This window comes from Lacticaseibacillus chiayiensis, from assembly GCF_004123795.1.
Taxonomy (GTDB): Bacteria; Bacillota; Bacilli; order Lactobacillales; family Lactobacillaceae; genus Lacticaseibacillus; species Lacticaseibacillus chiayiensis.
In genome coordinates this window covers 21656-45385 of sequence record NZ_MSSM01000009.1, presented here as the reverse complement: position 1 = coordinate 45385, position 23730 = coordinate 21656, and the positions used below count along the sequence as shown (strand labels likewise).

Below are 23730 nucleotides of genomic sequence, written 5' to 3'. Positions count from 1 at the left end.
CCAATTAGAGGCATAATAGGGGGTGTCAAGACATATGACAAATACGGCGGCTTGCAAACACTGTCGATCGGTAAGCCGCGACATCAAATGAGGGACATAGGATGAAAAAGACAAGTTTCTGGCGTTTATTAGGTTTTATGGGTGCGATTTTGGTCTTGTTGACAGCTTGCGGCAAGCAGAATTCAGCAGCAAAATCGTCGTCATCCAGTGCACCAGTGAAAATTACATACTGGCACCGCATGACCGGTTCTTATGATAAGGCGTTGAACAAGCTCATCACGAAGTTTAATCAAAGCCAAAAGAAGTACAAGGTGGTTGCAACCTCACAAGGTTCCTATAACGCGTTGCAGCAAAAAATCATGGCAGCGGGTAAATCCAAAACCCTGCCGACCATGGCGCAGTCGCCGTATACCAACATTGGCGACTATGTGAAGAATAAGTTGCTATTACCATTTGATCCGGAAATGTTGGATGGTTCGGATAAGTTAAGCAGCAGTCAGTTGAAAGATATTTACCCAAGCTTTTTGGCGGCTGGCAAGTATCAAGGCAAGTATTATGGCCTGCCATTTTCGGTTTCGACTTCAGTGCTCTTTTATAACAAGCGCCTGATGTCACAATACAACATCAGTATGCCAAAGACATGGACTGATTTTTCCGCTGATCAGGACAAGTTAAAGGGAACCGATATTAACGCGGTCGAATTGGATCAAAGTTATGATGTTCCGTTAGAAGGAATGGCATACGGTGCAGGCAGTCAGCTGATTACGCCGAAATTGAAGGCAAACCTGAACGCACCGAAGACGTTAGCCGCCGTGAACCAAATTCTTGATCTGCGTAAGAGTGGCGCGCTGAAGACGGCGGGCGAAGATCAATACTTTAGCGTGCCGTTTGCAAATGGCAAGGCTGTCTTTGGCATCGGATCCTCGGCAACTGTTCCGGTCTTACTGCAACAGGCACCCAAGAATCTCGAATGGGGCACCGCAGTTATCCCTGAGTATGAAGGCAAGCGCAGCAATCCATTGAACGGGAACTACAATGTGCTGTTCAAAGGCGCATCCAAGGCTCAGCAGGATGGCGCATGGGCATTCCAGAAATTCCTGCTGAAGTCGGAAAACGCAGCGCAGTGGGCAGAAGATTCCGGTTATGTGCCAGTGACCAAGAGCGCATCTAACAGTGCCGGCTTTAAGAATTACTTGAAGACACACGAACAATACAAAGCAGCCGTTTCTGCTGTACCGCAAAGCTTTGCGTCAACCGTCTTTGCTGGCTACACCGATTACCGCAACGACCTTATGAGCGCGGTTGACAGCACCTTGACGAAGAATGTCAGCGGCGAGACTGCTTTTGATCAGTTGCAGAAAGAGACTGAGAAGATTTTGAAAGCAAATCAGTAGTAGTTGTAGCCTAATTAGTTCTGGACCGCGCCAAACTCCGCAATCTCCGGCCATCTGCCTGGTGACCGCGAAGCTAGAGTGGTGGGCACGACTGAGACTCATCTGGCCTACAATTCAAGAATGCTTATAAATTTTCCATGACGCAACAGAGAACGAATCGCTAATTCGGGTTCGTTCTTTTTGTTTGCTTCTATATGAATTCGAAAGTTCCCTTGAATCATTTGCACCATCTATCCTTAGTGGGCTATGATGGTCGAAGGATTGTTAGGCATTAAAGGAGACTTGATATCGATATGGAAATCAATGTACACAAGTTTCAAGAAGCCGTTTTAGCCGGCACTTTCGAGCATACGGAAGTGCATCTGACCGCTGCGGCTTTCAAAAAAGACGGCGTTGATGCTGCTATGGCAAAGGTGTTCGAGGATGTCCGCCGCGGCATCGAAAAGGATCAGCTGATTCAGGCCGATTTGGTGATCGACTTTCCTGAGCCGACCACGATCACAGTTGAAACCGGCGTGATTAATCTGCCGTTTGCCAACGTTAATAAAATTACGAATTTTCTTGAGCCGGATGAAATTGTGCCTGTTCGCGTTTATTTAATTGTGACTTCCCCATTTATCAATGTTTCCGGTTTGCGGATTGATGAAGCTGCCACCGCCGCCGATTATCTGCAGGATTTTGCAACCATCAATGACCAGATGATGGTGTCGATTCAGGAAAAGTTGGATCACATCCAAACCGAAATGGACAAGCCTAAAGAAATCGTCAAAGAAGTGCCAGCCAACAAGCGGAAGCCGACAGCCAAAACATCACCCCGCCGCACCGCGACCAAAAAGCGTACCACCACACGAAAAACGACCAAGAAAACAACCGCTGCAAGCAAAGCAGCAACCAAAACAACGACAGCCAAAAAAACGGCCACGCGGAAAACAACTAAAAAATAAGCAAATACAGGTTGTGTCCGATAGCTAGCGATACTTAGTTGGATCGCTGGCTATTTTTATGTTCAGAAAAGCAACTGACTTCACTGATATGAATAACGACAGGAGGCCAATTCAAAGCCGCTGTCTGAGGCGAGCGTGAGAATGATATGTGAAAACGGCCGAATGAATTGAAATGAAAACGATTGCATATTATTCTTGTGATGTTGGTGGAATAGGCCAATTTTGTTTCAGACACCAGTCATAGGGGAGGTTGAGTTATTGAAAAAGCAGGGGATACATGTTTGGCTCTTGGCACTTGCGGTACTACTGGGTATTGCCGTTGGTTTGAAGCAGCCGTCGAAGCAGGTCGCGGCTGCCGATAATCGCTTGCAAAGTGTCTTTTCGATTGATGCTGGGCGGAAGTACTTTTCGGTTGACCAGTTGGAAACGATCATTGATTGGGCACACACAGACGGATACACCGATGTGCAGATTTTATTGGGTAATGATGCTCTGCGTTTCATGCTGGATGATATGAGTCTGACCGTTGACGGCAAGACTTATTCAAGTGATGCGGTTAAGCAAGCGGTTCTTGGCGGAAACCAGGCCTATTATAACGATCCAAACGGCAATGCCTTGACGCAGGTCGATATGGACACGGTTTTAAAATATGCCGCCGCACGTGACATCAACATCATTCCGGTGATCAATAGTCCTGGGCATATGGACGCTATTTTGACGGCGATGACGAAGCTTGGCATCAAAAATCCGGCATTTAATGGCTCCAAGCGCACGGTCGATTTGAACAACGACACAGCCATTGCGTTTACCAAGGCTTTGTTACAAAAATACGTTAGCTATTTTAAAGACCACGCCACGATTTTTAATTTCGGCAGCGACGAGTATGCCAACGATGTCGATACCGGTGGCTGGGCGAAATTGCAACAAAGTGGCACCTATCGCAAGTTTGTGGCGTATGTAAATGACTTGGCTCAGATGGCGCAAAATGCCGGACTGAAGCCAATGGTGTTTAACGATGGGATTTATTATAACGATCGCACGGATTTTGGCACGTTTGACCAGAATCTCATTGTGTCTTACTGGACGGCAGGGTGGTTTGGCTATGACGTTGCCAAGCCGGAATTCCTGGCGAATAAAGGCTTAAAGATCATGAACACCAACGATGGCTGGTACTGGGTTTTAGGGCGCATGACCGGCAATCTGTATAGTTATGAGACAGCAGTTGCCAGCTTAAAGAGCAAGAAATTTACGGATGTGCCAGGCGCCAGCAGTACGGTGCCGATTATCGGCAGTGTTCAGGCAGTTTGGGCCGATAATCCGAGTGCAAAGCTGGATATGCCAGCGTTGTTGAAATTGATGGATCAATTTTCCACGGCTTATACCCCTTACATGCCGCGACCGGCGGATTACAGCAAGGTTGACGCCGCGATGGCCACTGTGCCGCGGCAACTGAGTCAGTATACGGATGCTTCGTTAGCCAAATTGGAAGCAGCACTTAATGCGGTGATTCGCGGGAAAAAGGCCAATGAGCAGGCAATCGTTAATGGCTATGCCCAAGCAATTATCGCTGCCGTCAAAGGCCTGCAGTTGCGTGGTGCTGATTACAGTCAAGTCGATGCCGCGATTGCGACCGCCCAAAAATTGGACCGGCTGCATTACCAAGACTTTGCCGCCGTTGATGCTGCGATTGCGGCTGTAAAACGCGGTTTGGACATCACCCAGCAAAGTAAGGTTGACGCAATGGCGACTGCAATTCAAACAGCCATCAAAGAGTTGGCACTTGAACCGACACCGCCAAGAGCGCCAACGCCGCCACCAGCACCAAAACCGACAGCGGCCGCGCCATCAAAAGAGACAAACAAGCAACCGCCGTTACCAAGTACGGCAGAAACGACGACACCAGCGCTAATGCTCGCAGGCGCTTCCCTACTCATTAGCATGGGCCTGCTATACTGGCGCCGTCTTATGGCAGATTAGTTATTTTCAAACTGACAATAACACCCGCTGCGCGTAATTGCGTAACGGGTTTTTGGTTGCGCAAAAACCGATCAAGTGGCCAGCACCAACGCGTTCGCAAATCAAAAAGGAGGAAACCCTAAATGCGTCACGACAACTATTTATGGCAACAACACGTCATAGCAGTGCAAAAATTGCGCTTTCATAAATGCAAAAGCAAGCGTTTGCAGCGGCTTGCTAGTGGTCTAGACTTTTTAATTGGAAAGGGGGAAACGGCAATTTGAAAGATAAGAAACTATTGATTCTGGACTTTTTACTGAAGCACGGCACGGTTCATTACGATCAAATCGCCGAAGCAACCGGACTTTCCGAGCGTACAGTTGGCAATTACTTAAATCGACTGGACGCGGATTTATCGCCATATGCCGTCAAACTGGTGCGTAAACGCAACGTGGGCGTGTTTAGACGGACCGGCTGACCAAAAAGCTCATTTGTTGCGAAGCATTCATGGTCAGGAAGGGTTCGCCTCGCAAACAGCGCGCCGTTGCCCATCAAAAGAGCATGACATCCGCTGAATAACACAAATCAGCCCGCTGCGCATCTTTTGCGTAACGGGCTGTCGATGTTTTCCAACACCAAAAATTATCTTAGTGGAAAAATGTGACGAAAAGTTGATTAAATAAACTAATTTTTGCGAGCGTGTTAGAACTATAGCTCAAAACTGGATTTAAAAAGTCAAAATATGCCTTCAGAGTAACGTTGAAATTAGGAAGAATTTAGCATATCACATAGGGGTTCAAGGTGTTTGGCCTAGAGCAATCGTGTATAATGGAAGTCGATAACAGGAAAGCGCAGTCATGACATAATCGACTGTGTTAGACGCATGTAAAGGGAAGTGGATCTTTTGACAGAACCATTATTTTTGAAACCTTACTTTAACCCTAAGATTTGGGGTGGCCGGAAGCTTAAAACCGAATATGGCTTTGATATTCCGGATGGCAAAATCGGTGAAGCGTGGATCATCTCAGGGCATCCGCATGGTCCGGCAACGATCGAAAATGGACCACTTAAAGGCAAGACCTTACGTGAGGCTTGGCACGAAGATCCAGTTTATTTCGGGCCACAACATAGTCAGGAATTTCCGCTTTTGGTGAAAATTCTGGATGCCGAGGCGAGTTTAAGTGTGCAAGTGCATCCCGATGACGCTTACGCAGCTGCACATGAAGCGAAGGGTGAACTGGGAAAGACCGAATGTTGGTACATTTTGCAAGCGGATCCGGGTTCTTATCTGATTTATGGCCATCATGCCAAAACGCGTGAACAACTTAAGCAAATGATTGAAGCTGGTGATTGGGAGCATCTGTTGCGCAAATATCCGGTTAAAACAGGAGACTTCGTTTATGTGCCAAGTGGAACCATTCATGCGCTGAACAAAGGTATTGTTGCCTTGGAAACCCAGCAAAGTTCAGACACAACGTACCGACTGTATGACTACGACCGGACGGATGATCAAGGCCATAAGCGTCAACTGCACATTAAGCAAAGCCTTGACGTGACAACCGTGCCATTCCATGATCCGAAGTTAAACATTACCAAAGAGCAGGTAAAAGGCGGGCAGATCACGACATTTGTCAAGCCGCCATTGTCACCACATTTTGCCGTTTATCGTTTGGATGTTGACGGCACGATGCCGTTTACCCAGCAAGCACCTTATACCAATGTAACCGTTCTCGAAGGTGAAGGCGCCTTTACGGCAGACGGACAGGATTATCCGATTAAAACTGGCGATAGCTTCCTGATTCCAAACCAAATCAAGGCATGGCAGTTCACTGGTAAACTCGCTATTGTCACTTCGACACCGGGCGCAGATGCTTAGTGTTTGGGGTGAAAGGCAAGGCATAATTTACAGTCAAAGAAAGAACGCACGAGATTCCATGATGGAATTTTGTGCGTTCTTTGTTTCGTCAGGGACAATTTGTCAAAATTCTTGAGACCTTAGTGCTAAAGCGGAGCAATCGTAAGCGTTTCGGGGCTCAGACTTGTGCCCACTTCTTTAGCTTTGCGTCACCACCTCCATCTGGCCGGAGATTGCGGCGTTTGGCACGGCACGGGACTACAATTGTACACAAACAGTTCCAGAGAATTTCTCTAGGAGTGCTTTTTTAAATACGTCAACACCAAAAAAATTAGCCAAAAATAAGAGCGCTTTCATATAGATATTTTTATATCAAGCAGTTGGTTAAGACAGTCAAAAGCCACGAGACTTGTTAACGGTGTTTCTGTCAGCGAGACGGTCGTGCAAGTGGTATGGATCACGCCAAATAAGCGGTGTGAGGCGGCGCATTAGAATTGATTCGTTTCCGTTGACAATCAGAAGCGCAAGCGCATACACTACAAGTGGTTGGTACCACGTGGAGGTGAGGATATGGAAAAGATTCCGTTGACTAAACAGTTGGTAGATCAGCTGGAGACATTTATCAAAGAAAAACTTCAGCCCAATGACAAGTTGCCATCCGAGCGGGATCTTAGTGAACTGTACCATGTCAGTCGTAACACGGTTCGGGCAGCGTTGAACGAATTGTTTCTGCGTGGCTTCATATACCGCAGCACTGGCAAAGGTACGTTTGTTGCGGAACGGTTTGATGAGCGAACCGATGTCAGCGGCTCGTACAGTTTCACCAAACAAATGCTAGCCATGAATCGGCAACCTGTGACCAAGATTCAGCGTCTAGAAAAAATCGCGGTACCGGCAAACATTGCCAAGCGGATGCGTATTGATCCCAAGACGCCGGTTTATGTTCTTGACCGGCTGCGGATTGCCGACAAATTGCCGATGATGATCGAGCGCAGTTACTTACCGGCCTTAACCGTGCCGGATCTTGAAAAAGAAGCGTTGGAAAAGTCGCCGTTGTACGACTGGCTGGAATCACATTACGGCATCCATATCGCCTCGGTTGACGAAGCCTTTTTCGCTGGTCTGGTTTCGGCGGAAGATGCCAAGTTGCTCCGAGTCGCGCCAGCATCGGCATGTTTGAACATTCAGCGGACGACTTTTGCTGACACGGGCGAGATCGTCGAGTATACCTTGAGCGTGGCACGGGCCGATCAATTTGTTTATCACGTTCATCATGTTAATCACTAGAGCAGACGTTTTCTGATAACGCCAGCCGGTACTTATATTTTGCAGGAGGTAGAAAGTTTTGTTCGAAAAAACAACTGAAGAATTAACCAAATTAGGCGCAGAGATTACGACTGCGGAAATTAAACAGCAGCCAGAGCTGTGGCAGGAAGCATTTGATAACTACACTCGTGACAAAGATAAGATCACCGCATTTTTGAAACAGGTCACGGATGCCGCCAATGGTAAGCAGGTTCGGGTCATTTTCACTGGCGCCGGGAGCTCCCAGTATGTCGGCGACACGGTAACCCCGTATTTGCGGGCACATGGCGATCGCAGCAAGTTTGTGTTTGAATCAATCGGATCGACCGACATCGTATCAGCACCATACGATTTTCTAGAAGCTGATACGCCGACAATTCTGGTTTCATTTGCTCGTAGCGGGAATTCGCCGGAAAGCCTGAAAACCGTTGAACTTGCCGAACAAGTGGTGCATAACCTCTACCAAATCAGCATTACCTGTGCGCCTGAAGGTCAGTTGGCTAAGAAATCGGCCAGCGAAGACAAGACCTTGCTGCTGTTGCAACCGGCTGGATCTAACGACAAAGGCTTTGCGATGACTGGCAGCTTCTCCTGCATGACATTGAGCGCATTACTGGTATTTGATACTGCTAGTGACGCTGACAAACAACAGTGGGTCAAGGCGATCGCTGCAATGGGCCAGGAAGTCGTTGAACGCGAATCCGAAGTTCAAAATGTCCTCAACCGCGACTTCGAACGGATCGTTTATCTGGGATCGGGTGCGCTGGGCGGCTTGACTCGGGAAACACGCTTGAAGGTTTTGGAACTGACGGCCGGCCAATACGCAACCATGTTTGATACATCAATGGGCTTCCGTCATGGCCCAAAGAGCTTTGTGAATGACAAGACCTTACTGTTCGACTTTGTCAGCAACAATGCCTATACCCGCCAATATGACATCGACGTACTTGAAGAAGTCAAAGGCGACAAGATTGCCCCATCAGTGATGGCAGTTGGCACGAAGCAAGATCAGAACTTCTCAGGTGACGGCTTCTACTTTGAAAATGGCCTACAAGATCTGCCTGAAGGGTATCAAGCATTACCAGATGTGATGTTTGCCCAGACACTGGCACTTCTGGCTTCCATCAAGGTTGGCAACTTACCTGACACACCATCACCGACTGGCACCGTTAATCGGGTGGTTAAAGGCGTAATTCTGCACGATTATTCAGGTCAGGAATAAGGTTGGCGTTGTCAAGGTGTTATTCGAAAAGTGAAATGAATGGCACGGTTTAAACTGGGAGGCAAATGTTCATGAGTTATTACATTCACGCCGCAAAGTTTTTCCTCAAACACGCGACTGAAATTGGCGGGTATCTTGAAATTACTGATGACGGCGAGTTCGGCGAATACCTACCGGAAAATGCCAAGCCGGATGGTGACATCGTGGAACAACCCGGTAAGCTGATTGCACCGGGTTTGGTTGATACTCACATTCACGGTCTGTTGGGTCATGATGTGATGGACAACGATTGGGATGGTATTGAGGCAATGAGTCAGAACTTGGTTAAGGCGGGCGTCACAAGCTGGCTGCCAACGACTTTAACCGGTTCATTTGATCAGTTGAATGATGTTTGCAAAACCATCGCTGCACATGCCGGCGAAGAAACCGGCGCCAAGATCCAAGGCATCTATTTTGAAGGGCCATACTTCACCACCAAACACAAAGGTGCGCAGAATCCTAAGTATTTTAAGAACCCGAGCGAAAAAGAATACGATGACTGGCAGACTTCTGCCAATGGCCTTTTGAAAAAAATTGCTATTGCACCCGAACGTGATGGTGCCGCTGCCTTTACGCGGTACGCGACTGCTGAGGGAACTGTGGTCGCACTTGGCCACAGCGATGCCACGTTTGAGCAGGCAAAGGTTTGTGTTGATGCTGGTGCGACAGTCTTCACCCACACGTTTAATGGCATGAGCCCGTTGAATCATCGGGAACCTGGCATGGTCGGAGCGGCGATGTACCTGCAAGGCGTTGACGACGAGCTAATCTGCGACGGCCATCACGTGCGGCCAGAAGTCGCTACAACGCTCATTCGGCTAAAAGGCGCGGAACACATCGCGCTGATCACTGATTGCATGCGGGCAGGGATGATGCCGGATGGCGATTATGTTTTGGGTGAATTCCCGGTTTATGTTAAAGATGGCATGGCGCGGTTGGAAGATGGCGATAGTTTAGCCGGTTCCGTGTTGGAATTGAAAGATGCATTGACAAATTTGCTGACATGGAATGCCGCGACACCGGAAGCGATTATTCAGATGGCGACCCAGACACCGGCTGCTTCATGCAAGATTGACGGTCAGTGCGGCAGCATTTTGCCGGGGCGGGCGGCTGATTATCTGGTACTAAATGCCGATTTAACGCTGCAGGCAACCTATTTAGACGGCAAATTGGCTTATCAAGCAGAGGCATGAGAGCTTATGTGACACAAAACCTGTGAAAATCGGGATTAATGTGTGACACTGAGTATTGTTGACGCGACAGCTGTTATGAGTGAAAGGGGGCCAGACCTTCATGACGACTTTTTCGATCGAACATGATTTTATGTTAGATGGCAAGCCGTTCAAGATCTTATCTGGCGCAATTCATTACTTTCGGGTTCATCCAAACGACTGGTACCACAGTTTGTATAACCTGAAAGCATTAGGTTTCAATACGGTGGAAACTTATGTGCCATGGAATCTGCATGAGTATCGTGAAGGCACATTTGACTTCAGCGGCATCCTCGATATCGAGCATTTTCTGGATATTGCTAAAGATCTTGGTCTGTACGCGATTGTTCGACCGTCACCGTATATTTGTGCAGAGTGGGAATTCGGTGGATTTCCAGCATGGCTGTTAACCAAATCCATGCGATTGCGTACCGATGATCCCAGTTATCTGCAAGCGATTGATCATTATTACGCAGCGTTAATGCCACATTTGATTGATCATCAAGTCACCCACGGCGGTAACGTCCTCATGATGCAGGTGGAAAATGAGTACGGCTCATACGGTGAAGATCACGATTATCTGGCGGCGCTTGCCGAATTGATGAAGCAGCATGGTGCCGATGTACCGTTGTTCACCTCAGACGGACCGTGGCCAGCAACGCTAAATGCCGGCAGCATGATCAACGACGGTATTCTGGTAACCGGTAACTTTGGGTCGGCAGCCGACAAGAATTTTGATCGACTTGCTGCGTTCCATCAAGTGCATGGGCGGGATTGGCCGCTCATGTGTATGGAGTTTTGGGATGGCTGGTTCAATCGCTGGGGCGAGCCGATCATTCGCCGCGATCCTGATGAAACCGCCGAAGATCTGCGAGCCGTGATCAAACGTGGTAGTGTCAATCTCTACATGTTCCATGGTGGCACCAATTTTGGGTTCATGAACGGCACTTCTGCGCGGAAGGATCATGATTTACCTCAGGTGACTTCCTACGATTACGATGCACCGCTTAACGAACAAGGTAATCCGACGCCGAAGTACTTCGCCATTCAAAAAATGATCCATGAGGTCTTGCCGGATGTCGAACAAGCCGAGCCATTGGTCAAGCCGATCATGGCACCGGCTGAGCATCCGCTGACGGCGAAAGTTTCATTGTTCTCGGTTCTCGATCAGCTTGCCAAGCCGATTGAAGCGGCGTATCCGCAAACGCAGGAGTTTTTGGGTCAGTACACTGGCTACACGTTGTATCGTACCCAGCCGTTAATCAGCGGTACTGACAAAGGAACGCCAGCGAAGTTGCGGGTGGTTGATGCCCGCGATCGGGTGCAGGCCTTTTTGGATCAAAAGCGGCTGGCCACTCAGTACCAAGAAGCCATTGGCGATGACATTTTGTTGCCAGAGGTTGAAGGCCATCACCAACTTGACTTGTTAGTCGAAAACATGAGTCGCGTGAACTATGGTGCCAAAATCGAGGCCATTACTCAGTTCAAAGGCATCCGCACTGGCGTCATGGTTGATCTGCATTTTATCAAAGGCTACGAGCAATACCCGCTGGACTTGGATCAGGCACCAAAACTGGATTTCACAAACGATTGGCAGCCTGAGACACCGGCATTTTACAAATACACGTTTGATCTAACAGAGCCGCACGATATCTATTTGGATTGTCGCGGATTCGGTAAAGGAGTGATGCTGGTTAATGGTGTAAATGTCGGCAGGTTCTGGGAGAAAGGACCCACGTTGTCACTGTATGTGCCAGTCGGGTTCCTGCATACCGGGCAAAATGAGGTCATCGTGTTTGAAACGGAAGGCCGCTACGCCGAAAGCTTGAAATTGGCTGACCACCCGATATTTGTAGAACCATAACGCGTTCGCCGGCGCAGAAACCTGCATGTAAGAACCTCGGTCGCAATGGCCAAAGCCCGGGCCATCACGCCCAAGGCCGCTTACACACCGGTTTCTAAGCGCGCCGGCTCACGCTCACCATAACGCGTTCACCGGCGCAGAAACCTGCATGTAAGGACCTTGGTCGCAATGGCCTAAGCCCGGGCCAATGCGCCCAAGGCCACTTACACTTCGGTTTCTAAGCGCGCCGGCTCACGCTCAAACAAGAGGAGGAGTAGAAAATGGCTATTATTGCAGCACGTGTTGATGGTCGTCTGGTCCATGGCCAGGTTGCCAATCTTTGGACCACCAAACTGGGTGCGACCCGAATTATGGTTGTCGATGATGCAGCATCCAAGAGTGACATCGATAAAAGCGGGTTGCGGATGGCGACCCCGGAAACGGTTCGTTTGTCAGTTCTGGATGTTAAGACCGCAGCCGACCACATTTTGAACCACAAGTACGATTCGCAGAAGGTTTTCATTGTCGCAAAACGGCCGGAAACATTTTTGGCATTAGTCGAAGCCGGTGTGCCGATTAAGGAACTGAATGTTGGCAATATGTCCCAGACAGATGAGACTCGTTCCATTACAAAGTCGATCAATGTAGTCGACGCCGACGTTGAGACCTTCAAGAAGCTGGATGCCGCTGGCGTTCACTTGATTGCACAAATGGTTCCGGGGGATCCCGCAGCAGACTTCATGTCACTGCTTAAAAAAGGATAGGGGGAGTCAATAATGATTGCATGGTGGCAAATAGCAATTTTAACTTTATATGCAGGTTATCAAATCCTTGATGAACTGCAAATTTATTCAGCCATGAGTTCACCGGTTTTTGCCGGTTTGGTAACAGGGTTAGTGATGGGTGATATGAAAGCCGGTTTGATGATCGGTGCGTCCGTTCAGTTGATGGTTTTAGGGGTCGGCACATTCGGTGGGGCGTCTAAAATTGATGCCAACTCCGGTACGATTCTAGCAACGGCATTTTCTGTTAGTTCCGGTATGAAGCCGGCGACAGCGGTTGCTGCGATTGCGGTTCCGGTTGCAAGTATCATGATTCAGACGGATATCCTGGCACGTTTCGCTAACACCTTCTTTGCACATCGGATTGATAAGATGGTTGACGAATACAACTACAAGGGGATCGAACGTTACTTCCTTGCCGGTGCGCTGCCATGGGCACTGTCACGGATGATCCCGGTTGGTCTGGCGCTTGCCTTTGGTGGCGGCTTTGTTACCAACGTTGCGCACGTCCTGAATACGAGTTGGAAATGGTTGGGGGATGGACTCACGACTGCTGGCGCGGTTCTACCGGCTGTCGGGTTTGCGATCCTGCTTCACTACCTGCCAGTTAAGAAGCACTTTGCTTATCTGTTTCTTGGATTTACTTTCACCATGCTCTTCACAACTTTGTTTGGCAGCGTCCAAACGCTTGGAACAGCCATGACTGAAGTAACCAAGAAGTTTACGGCAAACTTCAACGGTCTGTCCATGTTAGCGATGGCATTTATTGCTTTTGCCTTTGCTGCAATTGCTTATCAGCAGTCAACAGCACTGCACGACAGCACCAACGGCGGTAACGGTGAAAATGGTGCCGCAGCGAAGAAGAATACCAATGAAGAGGGGGAAATCACCGATGATGAACTCTAAAAAACCCGCTTACAAATTAACGGATAAAGATTTCCGGCAAATTAACCGGCGCAGCTTGTTCGGCTTCCAGTTGGGTTGGAACTACGAACGAATGCAGGCATCTGGCTACCTTTACACGATCCTGCCACAACTGCGGAAGATTTATGGTGATGGCACACCAGAACTGAAGAAAATGATGAAGACGCATACCCAGTTCTTCAACACATCGAATTTCTTCAATACCATCATTACCGGCATTGATTTGTCAGTCGAAGAACAAGAAGGTATCGCTGGCGAAGAAACTGTCGTTGGTTTGAAAACTGGGTTAATGGGTTCCTTTGCTTCCATTGGGGATTCGATCTTTGCTGCTTTGATTCCTGCGATTTTCGGGGCTATTGCGGCTAACATGGCGCAGGAAGGTAACCCAGTCGGCGTGTTTATCTGGATTGCAGCCCAGGTTGCCATTATGGTCTTCCGGTGGAAACAGTTGAAGATTGCGTATAAAGAAGGGGTTTCCTTAGTCACCACGATGTCGCATCGGTTGGCAGCTTTGACCAATGCCGCAACGATCATGGGGGTCTTCATGGTTGGCGCGTTGGTTGCAACCATGATTAACGTTAAGTTCGCCTTTGCACCAAAGATTGGTAATGTGCCATTGGATTTCCAGAAGTATTCAGATATGATTATTCCTAAGCTATTGCCAGCCTTGATCGTGGGTGCCATTTACTGGTTGCTTGGCCGTAAGCACATGACCTCAACCCGGGCAATCTTCATTGTCTTGTTCGTATCCATCGCACTGTCGGCTTTGGGTGTCATTGCAAAAGGCTAATCAAGTACGCTAAGTTTTTAGTTGTAAGCATCAGCTGCTTCAACCATATCTGATTGCAGGTATCATTAAACAGTCATGCGATTTTAAATCATCAGAACAGCGGTCGATCGGACCAGCGCATGTTAAAGGAGTCTTTCTTAAATGAGTAAATTAGTTTTAATCAGTCACGGTCAATTGTGCGAGGAACTTAAAAAGAGTGCCGAAATGATCATGGGACCACAAGACGACATTGCGACAGTGGCTTTGTTGCCGAACGAAGGCCCTGAAGATTTTCAGGCCAAGTTCAAAGCCGCCATCGAAGGTGCCGATGATGTCACCGTGCTAGCCGATCTCAAAGGCGGCACTCCAAACAATGTGGCTGCTCGTGTATTGGCAGAAGGCGGCAACTTTGATCTCTATGCCGGCATGAACCTACCGATGGTCATCAGCTACTTGAATGGCCAGATGTTGGACATGAAACCTGATCTGGTAGGCGACGGCAAAGCTGGCGTGGCTTATATCAATGATATTGTGAAGCACTAATCAGCTTGAAAAAAATGAGGAGGGCCTGTGTCCGGTTGGATGCGGGCTTTTTTGGTGTCTTCGCTTTTACGGCGTTTATATTTGTCATCAATGATTTTTGTCATGATATAGCCTCCCTCCCTTGTTGTTATTTGCTGTCAGCCGCGGGATTTACCACCGGAAACATTAACCGTCTGACCTGTCATATAACTCGAACGGTCGGAGAGGAAGTAGGTGACCAAATCTGCAACTTCGGATAATTTACCGCTGCGGCCTAGTGGAATGGTTGATGTTTTCGCATAACCTGCCCGCAGCCGTTCAACGGTTTCATGGCGGGAGTAAGCCAGACCTTCTTCATAAGAGAGTGTCCGCAATCCGGTTGCTTCCAAAACGCCAGGAGCTACACCGATCATCCGAACGTTATATTGTCCCAGTTCTTTAGCCCATGCACGGGTAAAACCATTGATAGCGCCTTTGGTACCGGAATAAATCCCTGCACCTTGCGAACCTTCCAGCCCGGATTCAGATGACATGTTAACAATGACACCTTTATGCTGCTTGACTAACTCTTTGACGATGATGGAAGAGCAAAGCCAGACACTTTTGACATTAATAGTGAACATCTTATCGAAATTAGCCTCGTCAATCACATATTTGCCATCCGGATCGGTTGGATCGGTTAAAATTCTCGGGATGTTAATACCAGCATTGTTAACTAAGCCATCGATCTTGCCAAAGTTTTCTTTTGCGACTGCGACCATAAGCTCGATTTGATCCCGCTTAGTAACATCCGTCTGAACAAACAGCAGATTATCATCTTTAAAGTTGCCTTCCTTAAGATCGGCGTTGACAACTTTAGCATTATTACTGAGTAGATCCTTAACAATCGCATCACCAATTCCTGACGATCCGCCTGTTACGATAAAAACTCGACCATCAATATTCAACCAATCATTAACCATAATTTAATTCCTCCTAATTTTAAAGATCATTCACTGGCTTTTGCGTCGGTGAAAGATATGGTTTGCTGTTTAACGAAAAGCTTATTTTGCCTTGTCATCTGTGACGTAAAGCCGCTGACGTTTATAGGCAATATACGTGTAGGCGAATGCACCAATGAAAAGAATCGCGATCACAATGAAGCCGATGCCGACTTGTCCTGTGAAGCCTTTTGTTAATAGATAAGTGATCGGTGACCCAGCCTGATCAAGTGATGAAACCTGCTTGCCTTTTGCCAGCAAGTTCGTAGCGTGGCCCAGCGCAATTTCCAGTGGATACATTTGATTTGAGATCCAGATAGTAATGAACATGATCACAGAGCCGGAAATTAAGGTACGGAAAATGTTTCCCTTATGGACGCCAGTTGCAATGGCGATGAAGAAGCCGATGGTTGCTAAATCGCCAAAAGGCAGAACTCGGTTTCCAGGAACAAGAACAGCAATCAGCAATGTAATTGGGACAAATAACAGACCGGCTGCAATGACCTCTGAATTACCAAGTAACAAAGCCGGATCCATTCCGATCGTGAATAAACCGCCTTTAAAATGCTTGTCCATAATGACTTTGGCACCTTGCGAAATTGGAATAAGGCCTTCCATGATGAATTTAACGACAACTGGCATTAAAACCATAACAGCCGCCATCTGAATACCTAGCTGAAGTGATTTGCCAACTGGAAACTTCGCTAAAAAACCGATGAGTACACCCAAAATCGCGCCAATGATGGATGGCTGACCTAAAACGCCGAATCGTTCTTCGACAGTTTTAGAAGTGATGGTAATTTTGTTCAACCCTGGGATGGCCTCAATTAAATCATCAATCGGCTTGGCAAAAATGCCCATATATGCAGAAGTCCCGTGTGGAATAGAGATTCCTTCCAAGCCAAAAAAATTATCCGTGACCGGCTTGAAAATATCCCCCAATTTATAGGCGATTGCAGCATGAACACAAATGGCGACAATACCCCAGGTAAAGCTACCGGTGGCCAGTTGTACAATCGCGCCAGTAAATGCCATATGCCAAATATTCCAGATATCAACGTTGACGACTTTGGTCATACGTGTGAGCAACATCACTACGTTAACGGCAATGGCAATAGGGATGGCGATGAGTCCCATCGCTGACGCCCATGCCATCGGTGACGTTCCGGGCCAGCCGATATCAACAACGCTCAAGCCTAAATTAAAGTTCTTCGCCATTGCTTCGGCGGCCTTGCCCAAGTTATCAGTCAAAAGTGTAATGACCAAATTGATACCCACAAAGCCAATGCCAATTGAGATACCCGCGCGCAGCGATTTACCAACGCCTTGACGCAAGCAAAGACCCAAAATGAAGATGATAATCGGAATCATGACGCTCGGCCCCAAGTTCACAATGTATTGAATAACTTGCATTTTGCTACCTCCTCGTAATTAGAAATTCGTCATTTTAAAAGGCTAACTTGATAACCGGTCGTTTACGTTGAAATTGTCATGACCGCTAAGAAAAGCTTTGCCGATTAGTGAAAGCCCTTACACGAATGATGATAAACAATTTATAGAAAAATGCAAGACATTTGTTTGAACTTTTCTGGTATATACCCAAATAAAAGCGCTTAAACGGACTTATAATTAGTGAAAATAATATTAAGGTAAGCGATTGCATTAATTGCGAATAGCGACTATGATGACTCTTGAAACCAATCAAGAGGATGGAGTGTGATCAACATGGCATTGCTGAATAAGAATCTAATTCACCGGAATGTGACGTTTTCGAACTCCGATGACGCTTTGAAGTCGATGGCCACAACAATGGTCGAAAATCAATACGTTAAGTCGTCATTTATCGATGCGGTGGTGAATCGTGAACATCAATTTCCAACCGGTTTACCGACTGGCGGCATTATGGTAGCCATTCCGCATGCTGATTGGACCAATGTTAATCGCGGTACGATTTCTGTTGCAACGCTAAAGACGCCTATCATTTTCAAAAATATGGGCGATCCGGGAGAAGATTTAGCGGTTCGGCTGATTTTCATGTTAGCTGTTAGCGAGCCGCATGCCGAAGTGACTTTATTGAAGGACTTGATGGGGATTGTTCAGAACCAGTCAACCTTGCAGGGGTTACTTGACGCCAAGACTGATGATGAATTATTCACTCGACTCGAAAGTGTGTTTCGTGATGTAACAATTGACTCAACAGAAAAGGAGCGTTCAAAATGAAAAAGATTATTGTAGCATGCGGCTCGGGGATTGCGACGTCAACGGTAGCGCGAAATGCCTTAGAGGAAAAACTAAAGGCAAAAGGAATTGATGTCACTCAAGTATCAATGGATCAGACCTCAATTCCCCAGTTGCGTTCTAAAGCCGATCAGTTCGATTTAGCGATCACAACGGCAAAATTCACAGAAGATATTGGTGTACCGGTTTTAAATGGCTTGCCATTTTTGACAGGTGTAGGTGAAGACCAACTCGTTCAGAAAGTGATCGATATACTTGACTTGAAACCCAAAAACTAAACTTTATTGATTTTTATGGACCGCTGGTAAGCAAGTTCAGTGTCTTGAATTGCGACTCAAACATGGTATGATCATACTGTGTTGTTTCACTATGCAGACATGAAAATGAAGCATAACGGTTATGCTTTTAATGATCTGAACTTTCAGAAATTAAAAAGAGGGATAGCCCTCTTTTTTTTATTGAAAGATGGGCATTGTGATCGTTTACTTTAAGTGGAGGTGTTTATGTTTGAAATATTTTGGTGTGACGCTTGCATCCACTGAAGCTACGCATATCACCCGTGACAATTTTTTTGAGCCGCTCGACTTGACGATCAGAAAACGATTATTATTTAATTATGCTTTGAAAAATCGCCGGTGGATTAAAGTGAATGGCTTTTTGCGGCGTCCGGGAGACTGGATCAATGAGAAGGAAGCTTTTGAGGTGACTAATTTAACTTCCCGGTTACCACTAGAACAGCTTCAGCGCCGTTATCCGGATTATTATCCACTGATTAACAAATCCCACTGGCTTCAGCGTCGAGATGAAGCCCAACAGCTTTTTGATACTTTCATTCCAAAAGTGAAACGGCGAAAACGTGCGCGGTTTGAAGATGAGATCATGGAATTTTGTCAGAGCAATGGCTTTCAACAAATAACATCGCTCCGAACACGCGCTGCTCGAAGTGCGGGTGCGTATGTACTCGTTTTGGATGATTATTTGTCGATATACTTTAGTGTCGTCCCTAATATTGCGACTGGCATCACTGCACATTGGGACGCTTTGCTCGATTTAGACGCCATTACGTCTTTTGATGCTTTGCCAATTGACGCGTTTAAGCCACTTGATACAACCCGTATCTTTGTGAGAACGACAGAAAAACGCAATTTAGAAAAGCTCAAGAGTGAGTTGACCGACCTTGTTCCATACCGATATACACTTAATCAAACGTCACCTGGGATTCCAGGAGTGGACAGCCGTCAGGAAACCAACGCGGCTCTTTTTCCCAAAGGCGTCGAGGTTCACGACGCCATGGGTGGTTATGAATTATTTGAGTATGATCTTGCACGCGAACTGAATATTCATCCGCGAAAAGACGACGAGTCGAAGTAAATTTCTGGCACGATGTCGATTGTCAACACAGAATTGGCAGTAGACAAGTGCTTTTTTGCGCGTATGCCAAACGAAGTGACTTTTATGAGCCGCAGTTAGGGAATATATGGCAATTTTTTGATAAAATTAAGGGAGAATGCTTTTGTAATCTTTTTAACAACAGTACAATGGAGGGAGTCACTTTTAAAATGAAGGCGGGTATCTGAATGGATGACAAATTAAAGATCATTGAACTGCTCAAGCACCAAGTAACTGCTAAAACGGCTGAATTGACCACTGAGAATATTCAGAAAACAACTCAAGATATTCAAGATTTGCTAAAGATTCTGAATGATGTTGCCGCCATTGATTTTGTCGCGGGCACTTCTGAAACAGTAACGAAGCAAGAAACGGAAATGCCAACAAGTACGGAAGAAATGACCATTGAGCGTCCTGCTGTTACGCCGGTTGCCACCACGCAGATCGCCAAGCGCGAATCGGCACCGGAACAACCCAAAGTCAGCAACGTTCCCGAAGTACCACTGTTGTCAGAACATTGGCTGAATAATCACAAAGCATATATTGGCCGCTTCCACTTTGATTTGAACGGCGGCCACGTGGGTTCAATTAAGATCTCTGAAAGTAAGCTACATAAAATGTCGAATGCTCCGGAGAATGGTGATTGGGTCAGAGCAGATGAGTATAAAGACGGCGACTCGTTGAATTATAAAATCACAACTTTGAAGCGCGATCCGCTGCCAACCGATATTGTCCGGTTGAAGTTTTTGCCGGCCGTCTTCCGGCAAGATGTTAAACGTTGGTATATTGAGTTTCAGTCACCGGAACACGAAACCACGCAGCAGTTGCTTCTCGGCGATTATGATGTCATGCAGTTTAAATTGAGGCCTGGCGATTACATTGATTATGCGTATCGGCGCGGTCAGGAAATTGACGGTAAGATTATCTGGCGTTACACGGATTCAGCCGCAGTAGCCACACGTATGAAGCAGAAGTTTGCCAGGACGACAGGAGCAGAACTCAGCCATGAGACAGCCTCAAGTCGTCAAAATCAGTACAAAGCCACGGTCAACAAGCCTGCCAAACGGAAGCAACGGGCTTTGCAGCAGGTATTCGCCAACAAACAACTATTATTAGTTTGCATTGAAAACTCCGGCATGCCGCGCAAGGTCAAACGTAACGTGGAAGAACGCGGCGGCAAGTTAATTTTATCGCCACGTTCAGATTCCAATGCCATGTTAAAGAAAAAAGTGCAAAAAGCCGATGTGGTCATTGTGCCGACTGATTTTGTCGACCACGGCCAGATGTTTGCAGCCAAAGACGAAGCCAAGCGCATTGGCAAGCCGATCTGGATGGCTAAGAACACCAATGAACGCAACATGCTTCAGTGGTACAAGCGGCATTTTCCTAATGAAGCGAAGGTGCCGGTGGTTAGTGACGAAGCGTAGTCAAATCTGTGCGACAGTGCTCGCCAAATGGTATCTGGCGTTAAGCCTCTTTAAAAAAAATACAAAAATTGATCCCAGGAGACGTGTTTTGGTCTTGCTGGGATCAATTTAGTTTGGCGCTCATTTTTCGGCTGGTGTGGGTGCTGCTTGAGCTTTTTCTGTGAGTGGCCACTTGGCGTAAGTGGCAAGGATTCGATCCAGTGCTTCCTTGAGCAGCGGCCGTGGCATGCCGATGTTGAGGCGGACGAAGCCTTCGCCATTTGCGACAAAATAACGCAACAATGTCATTATGCCGGAATATCCGGGCCCGCAAAAGTCCCACTTTTGCAAGTTGGCATGGCAAAAATGGCGGGGTTTGGTTAATTGTTTTGAGCGTATTTAAAACTGAGCAAAAGTTTAGGGAGGTACTGATGCTTAGTTCTTTTTAGTTGAACAACCTATATATACGTCATATAATATTTTTGACGTATATAAGGACAAAAGGAGGGCATGGATGACGGACACTAAAAAGCTTGATGCGTTGTTGAAAAAATACCACACCTTTGTCAGTGGAACGGCACGGCGTTACGGCATTTCCTCGTCAATGCTTAAACATGCTGTCAATATCGGCCGTATCTCACGTGAAGAACGCGGTGTTTACGTTGAAGACGGCTATACCTGGGATGATTTTGCAGTTCTTGCACAGCGATATACAAAGGGAATCTTTGCACTAGATACGGCCTTATTTTTGCATGGGCTCACTGATCAACTCCCTGATCGATTTATCATGGCTTTTCCGCATGGATACCGAAATCCTCGTCTCGCCGAACAAGGAGTTGTGCCGATTTACTATGTTTCTGACCGGTATTTTCCGGGCATTACGACTGCTGAAACTCCGAACATGGGGATTGTGCCGGTTTATTCGATAGAAAGAACGATTCTCGAACTTTGGGAGCGCGCCGATGTAGCACCCTATACTCGGAAGGAGGCTATTAATAACTATATGTATGAATATGGCAACAGTGTTGAGTCGTATCGTAAGCTTAAGAAACTCAAGGAACAGCTTTATCCAAAGAGTGATATTTTTAAGTTGTTGGAGGTTCTCAACTGATGGATCATTACGCCAACTTATCCCCTCAAAAGATTGCCAATAAGATCAACAAAGCAGCAGATGTTCTTGTATACAGTGATAAAAAATGCAATTGCTTTTCCGATGACAGGAATTGCTAAGAAAGGGAAAAGATTCATGAGAAGAGACGTTGATTTTGACGATTACTTGCGAGAACAGCTCCGCAATCCTAAAGTGAAACAAGCGTACGATTGTGAGTCGAGCAAACTTGAAGCTGCTGTCGTTATTAGCCAAGCAAGAGAGGCTGCCAGGTTGACGCAACGTGCACTCGCAAACAAAGCTGGTATACCACAGGCAACAGATAGATTTACCAAAACAGATTCTGATTAATCGTAGTTAGCAATTGTAAAATAAAACCGACCAGACTCTCACAGAATTGCACGTGCATGCGATCGGTGAAAGTCTAGTCGGCTTATTTTTTTAGCTCTGACCGGTGCATAAAATTCGAGTGTTCACCCTAAAAAATTTCTAAGCCACCGTACCCTCAACGTTTAACTGCGCCATATGGATCAAAGTTTCAGCAATCTTGCCCATCGCTTCGGTGGAGACCACTTCGTAAGGGCCGTGGAAATTGATGCCGCCGTTGAATAGGTTGGGTGTCGGGATGCCTTGATAAGTAATTTTTGAACCGTCTGTCCCGCCACGGAATGGCACGGTTTTAGGCGTGAGGCCAGCCGCTTTGATCCCGGCTTCGGCTAAGCGAATTGGGTAAGGATCCTTGTTGATGATATCGGCCATGTTGTAATACTGGTCGTACATGGACACTTTCAAGCGGGGGTGATCAAACTGCGCGTTGAGTTCGTCCACGACTTTCAGGAAGTAGGCTTTACGAGCTTCAAACTGTTGATGATCAAAGTCGCGAATGATGTAAACCAGCTGGGCTTCGCTGATTTCGCCGTGAAACTTCAAGAGTAAGTAATAACCTTCGTGGCCGGCGCTAAATTCCGGGCGGTCAAAAGCAGGTAAGGAGGCATCGAGTTGACGGCCGAGCGTATTGGCGTTGACCATCAATCCCTTAGCTTCTCCGGGATGCACCGACGTCCCTTCAATCGTTACCGTGGCCTGCGCAGCGTTGAAAGTTTCATACTCGATTTGCCCCGGATCACCATTGTCCAGCGTGTAGGCAAAATCAGTCGCGAAACCTTTTGCATCAAACTTATCTGCGCCGACACCGATTTCTTCATCCGACCCAAAACCGAACTTAATGAGGCCATGTTTGATTTCCGGATGGGCGAGCAGGTAGCGGGCAGTCGCAACCGCACCAGCAATCCCGGCCTTATCGTCAACGCCCAGCAAAGTCGTGCCATCGCCGGTAATGAGCGTTTGGCCAAAATACTGCTTCAGCGCTGGGAACTGCTCGACGGTTAAGCGCAATCCATTTTTAAATTCAATTGGGCTGCCGTCATAATGCGGGTGAACTTGCGGTTGCACGTTTTTAGCATTGTAATCGGCCGTGTCAAGATGGGCAATAATGCCGAAACTTTTGGCTGGCTTGTCCGTGTTAGCGGATAACGTTGCGGTGACGAAGCCATTTTTTTCGTTCAGACTGACATCCTGCAGGCCTAAATCCTGCAATTGCTGCACCAGTAATTTCGCCAATTCCGTTTGCCCCGGCGTTGATGGCGTGGTGTCACGTCCGGGATAAGAGCGGGTGTTGATTTTGGCATACCGGATAAAATCTGCTTGTAGTTGCGCTAGATCGATGTTGATCGTCAATGAGAATCCCTGCCTTTTCGATGAGAAAAATATTAACATTACATTGCAATCAGTTTGAATCTGGCTTAGTATTTTGTCAATAGCGCAATTTTAGAATGACGGGGGA

At 47.0% G+C, this 23730-nt stretch carries 23 protein-coding genes; 19 read left to right on the top strand and 4 right to left on the bottom strand.

Translation table 11 applies throughout. The annotated features are described in order from the left end of the window. Nucleotides 1–101 precede the first annotated feature (101 nt). The 13 genes from BVJ53_RS04940 to BVJ53_RS04875 all read left to right on the top strand — a co-directional run bounded on the left by BVJ53_RS04940 (nt 102) and on the right by BVJ53_RS04875 (nt 14787). Nucleotides 102–1394, top strand: coding sequence for an ABC transporter substrate-binding protein (locus BVJ53_RS04940; RefSeq protein ID WP_129301421.1), 1293 nt, complete (start codon nt 102–104; stop codon nt 1392–1394). A gap of 293 nt (nt 1395–1687) precedes the next feature. After that, nucleotides 1688–2338 carry a hypothetical protein gene (locus BVJ53_RS04935; RefSeq protein ID WP_129301420.1) on the top strand — a complete coding sequence of 217 codons (651 nt, stop codon included), beginning with the start codon at nt 1688–1690 and terminating at the stop codon, nt 2336–2338. Nucleotides 2339–2596: 258 nt separating this feature from the next. Continuing rightward, entirely contained in the window at nt 2597–4315 is a 1719-nt protein-coding gene (locus BVJ53_RS04930; protein ID WP_129301419.1) for a family 20 glycosylhydrolase, read from the top strand. Between the two features lie 259 nt (nt 4316–4574). Continuing rightward, on the top strand, nt 4575–4772 hold the full coding sequence (locus BVJ53_RS04925) for a winged helix-turn-helix transcriptional regulator (RefSeq protein ID WP_238150140.1): 198 nt from the start codon (nt 4575–4577) through the stop codon (nt 4770–4772). Nucleotides 4773–5198: 426 nt separating this feature from the next. Next, nucleotides 5199–6170, top strand: coding sequence for a mannose-6-phosphate isomerase, class I (manA, locus tag BVJ53_RS04920; RefSeq protein ID WP_167470165.1), 972 nt, complete (start codon nt 5199–5201; stop codon nt 6168–6170). 549 nt (nt 6171–6719) lie between these two features. Further along, the gene (locus tag BVJ53_RS04915) at nt 6720–7436 is read left to right on the top strand and encodes a GntR family transcriptional regulator (RefSeq protein ID WP_129301417.1); all 717 of its coding nucleotides are present in this window, start codon (nt 6720–6722) and stop codon (nt 7434–7436) included. A gap of 58 nt (nt 7437–7494) precedes the next feature. Beyond that, nucleotides 7495–8676: an SIS domain-containing protein gene (locus tag BVJ53_RS04910; protein ID WP_129301416.1), complete on the top strand. Its 1182-nt coding sequence runs from the start codon at nt 7495–7497 to the stop codon at nt 8674–8676. A 71-nt stretch (nt 8677–8747) separates the two neighbouring features. Continuing rightward, nucleotides 8748–9908 (top strand): N-acetylglucosamine-6-phosphate deacetylase, encoded by a 1161-nt coding sequence (nagA, locus tag BVJ53_RS04905; protein WP_129301415.1) that lies wholly within the window; start codon nt 8748–8750, stop codon nt 9906–9908. A 100-nt stretch (nt 9909–10008) separates the two neighbouring features. Next, complete coding sequence (locus BVJ53_RS04900; protein ID WP_129301414.1) at nt 10009–11790, top strand: glycoside hydrolase family 35 protein; 1782 nt, start codon at nt 10009–10011, stop codon at nt 11788–11790. A gap of 260 nt (nt 11791–12050) precedes the next feature. Then, nucleotides 12051–12533, top strand: a complete 483-nt coding sequence (locus tag BVJ53_RS04890; RefSeq protein ID WP_129301413.1) for a PTS system mannose/fructose/N-acetylgalactosamine-transporter subunit IIB — start codon at nt 12051–12053, stop codon at nt 12531–12533. 12 nt (nt 12534–12545) lie between these two features. Beyond that, a complete protein-coding gene (locus BVJ53_RS04885) occupies nt 12546–13457 on the top strand; it encodes a PTS mannose/fructose/sorbose/N-acetylgalactosamine transporter subunit IIC (protein ID WP_129301412.1) in 912 nt (303 codons plus the stop codon). After that, on the top strand, nt 13444–14265 hold the full coding sequence (locus tag BVJ53_RS04880) for a PTS system mannose/fructose/sorbose family transporter subunit IID (protein WP_129301411.1): 822 nt from the start codon (nt 13444–13446) through the stop codon (nt 14263–14265). Before BVJ53_RS04885 ends, BVJ53_RS04880 begins: the two co-directional genes overlap by 14 nt. Nucleotides 14266–14406: 141 nt before the next feature. Further along, on the top strand, nt 14407–14787 hold the full coding sequence (locus BVJ53_RS04875) for a PTS sugar transporter subunit IIA (protein ID WP_129301410.1): 381 nt from the start codon (nt 14407–14409) through the stop codon (nt 14785–14787). A 137-nt stretch (nt 14788–14924) separates the two neighbouring features. Here the strand turns inward: BVJ53_RS04875 and BVJ53_RS04870 are convergent, their stop codons facing one another. Together BVJ53_RS04870 and BVJ53_RS04865 are read right to left on the bottom strand one after the other, a co-directional pair. Then, nucleotides 14925–15728, bottom strand: coding sequence for an SDR family oxidoreductase (locus tag BVJ53_RS04870; RefSeq protein WP_129301409.1), 804 nt, complete (start codon nt 15726–15728; stop codon nt 14925–14927). An 81-nt stretch (nt 15729–15809) separates the two neighbouring features. Then, the gene (locus BVJ53_RS04865; RefSeq protein WP_129301408.1) at nt 15810–17159 is read right to left on the bottom strand and encodes a PTS galactitol transporter subunit IIC; all 1350 of its coding nucleotides are present in this window, start codon (nt 17157–17159) and stop codon (nt 15810–15812) included. A 312-nt stretch (nt 17160–17471) separates the two neighbouring features. Between BVJ53_RS04865 and BVJ53_RS04860 the strand changes: the two genes are divergently transcribed. From BVJ53_RS04860 to BVJ53_RS04845, 4 genes are all read left to right on the top strand, one after another. Then, nucleotides 17472–17966 carry a PTS sugar transporter subunit IIA gene (locus BVJ53_RS04860; protein ID WP_129301443.1) on the top strand — a complete coding sequence of 165 codons (495 nt, stop codon included), beginning with the start codon at nt 17472–17474 and terminating at the stop codon, nt 17964–17966. Beyond that, the gene (locus tag BVJ53_RS04855; protein ID WP_129301407.1) at nt 17963–18262 is read left to right on the top strand and encodes a PTS sugar transporter subunit IIB; all 300 of its coding nucleotides are present in this window, start codon (nt 17963–17965) and stop codon (nt 18260–18262) included. The genes BVJ53_RS04860 and BVJ53_RS04855 overlap by 4 nt, the downstream gene beginning before the upstream one ends. Before the next feature lie 229 nt (nt 18263–18491). After that, nucleotides 18492–19355, top strand: coding sequence for a hypothetical protein (locus BVJ53_RS04850; protein ID WP_129301406.1), 864 nt, complete (start codon nt 18492–18494; stop codon nt 19353–19355). A gap of 206 nt (nt 19356–19561) precedes the next feature. Beyond that, a complete protein-coding gene (locus BVJ53_RS04845) occupies nt 19562–20800 on the top strand; it encodes a DUF2325 domain-containing protein (protein WP_129301405.1) in 1239 nt (412 codons plus the stop codon). Between the two features lie 120 nt (nt 20801–20920). Here the strand turns inward: BVJ53_RS04845 and BVJ53_RS14945 are convergent, their stop codons facing one another. Beyond that, nucleotides 20921–21088, bottom strand: a complete 168-nt coding sequence (locus BVJ53_RS14945) for a hypothetical protein (RefSeq protein WP_158280565.1) — start codon at nt 21086–21088, stop codon at nt 20921–20923. Nucleotides 21089–21293: 205 nt separating this feature from the next. Here BVJ53_RS14945 and BVJ53_RS04840 point away from each other — a divergent pair, with 205 nt between their 5' ends. Both BVJ53_RS04840 and BVJ53_RS04835 read left to right on the top strand, forming a co-directional pair. Further along, nucleotides 21294–21890 (top strand): type IV toxin-antitoxin system AbiEi family antitoxin domain-containing protein, encoded by a 597-nt coding sequence (locus BVJ53_RS04840; protein ID WP_129301404.1) that lies wholly within the window; start codon nt 21294–21296, stop codon nt 21888–21890. 66 nt (nt 21891–21956) lie between these two features. After that, entirely contained in the window at nt 21957–22238 is a 282-nt protein-coding gene (locus BVJ53_RS04835) for a helix-turn-helix domain-containing protein (RefSeq protein ID WP_129301403.1), read from the top strand. Between the two features lie 138 nt (nt 22239–22376). Here the strand turns inward: BVJ53_RS04835 and pepT are convergent, their stop codons facing one another. Beyond that, nucleotides 22377–23624 carry a peptidase T gene (gene pepT, locus BVJ53_RS04830; RefSeq protein WP_129301402.1) on the bottom strand — a complete coding sequence of 416 codons (1248 nt, stop codon included), beginning with the start codon at nt 23622–23624 and terminating at the stop codon, nt 22377–22379. Nucleotides 23625–23730: the final 106 nt, after the last annotated feature.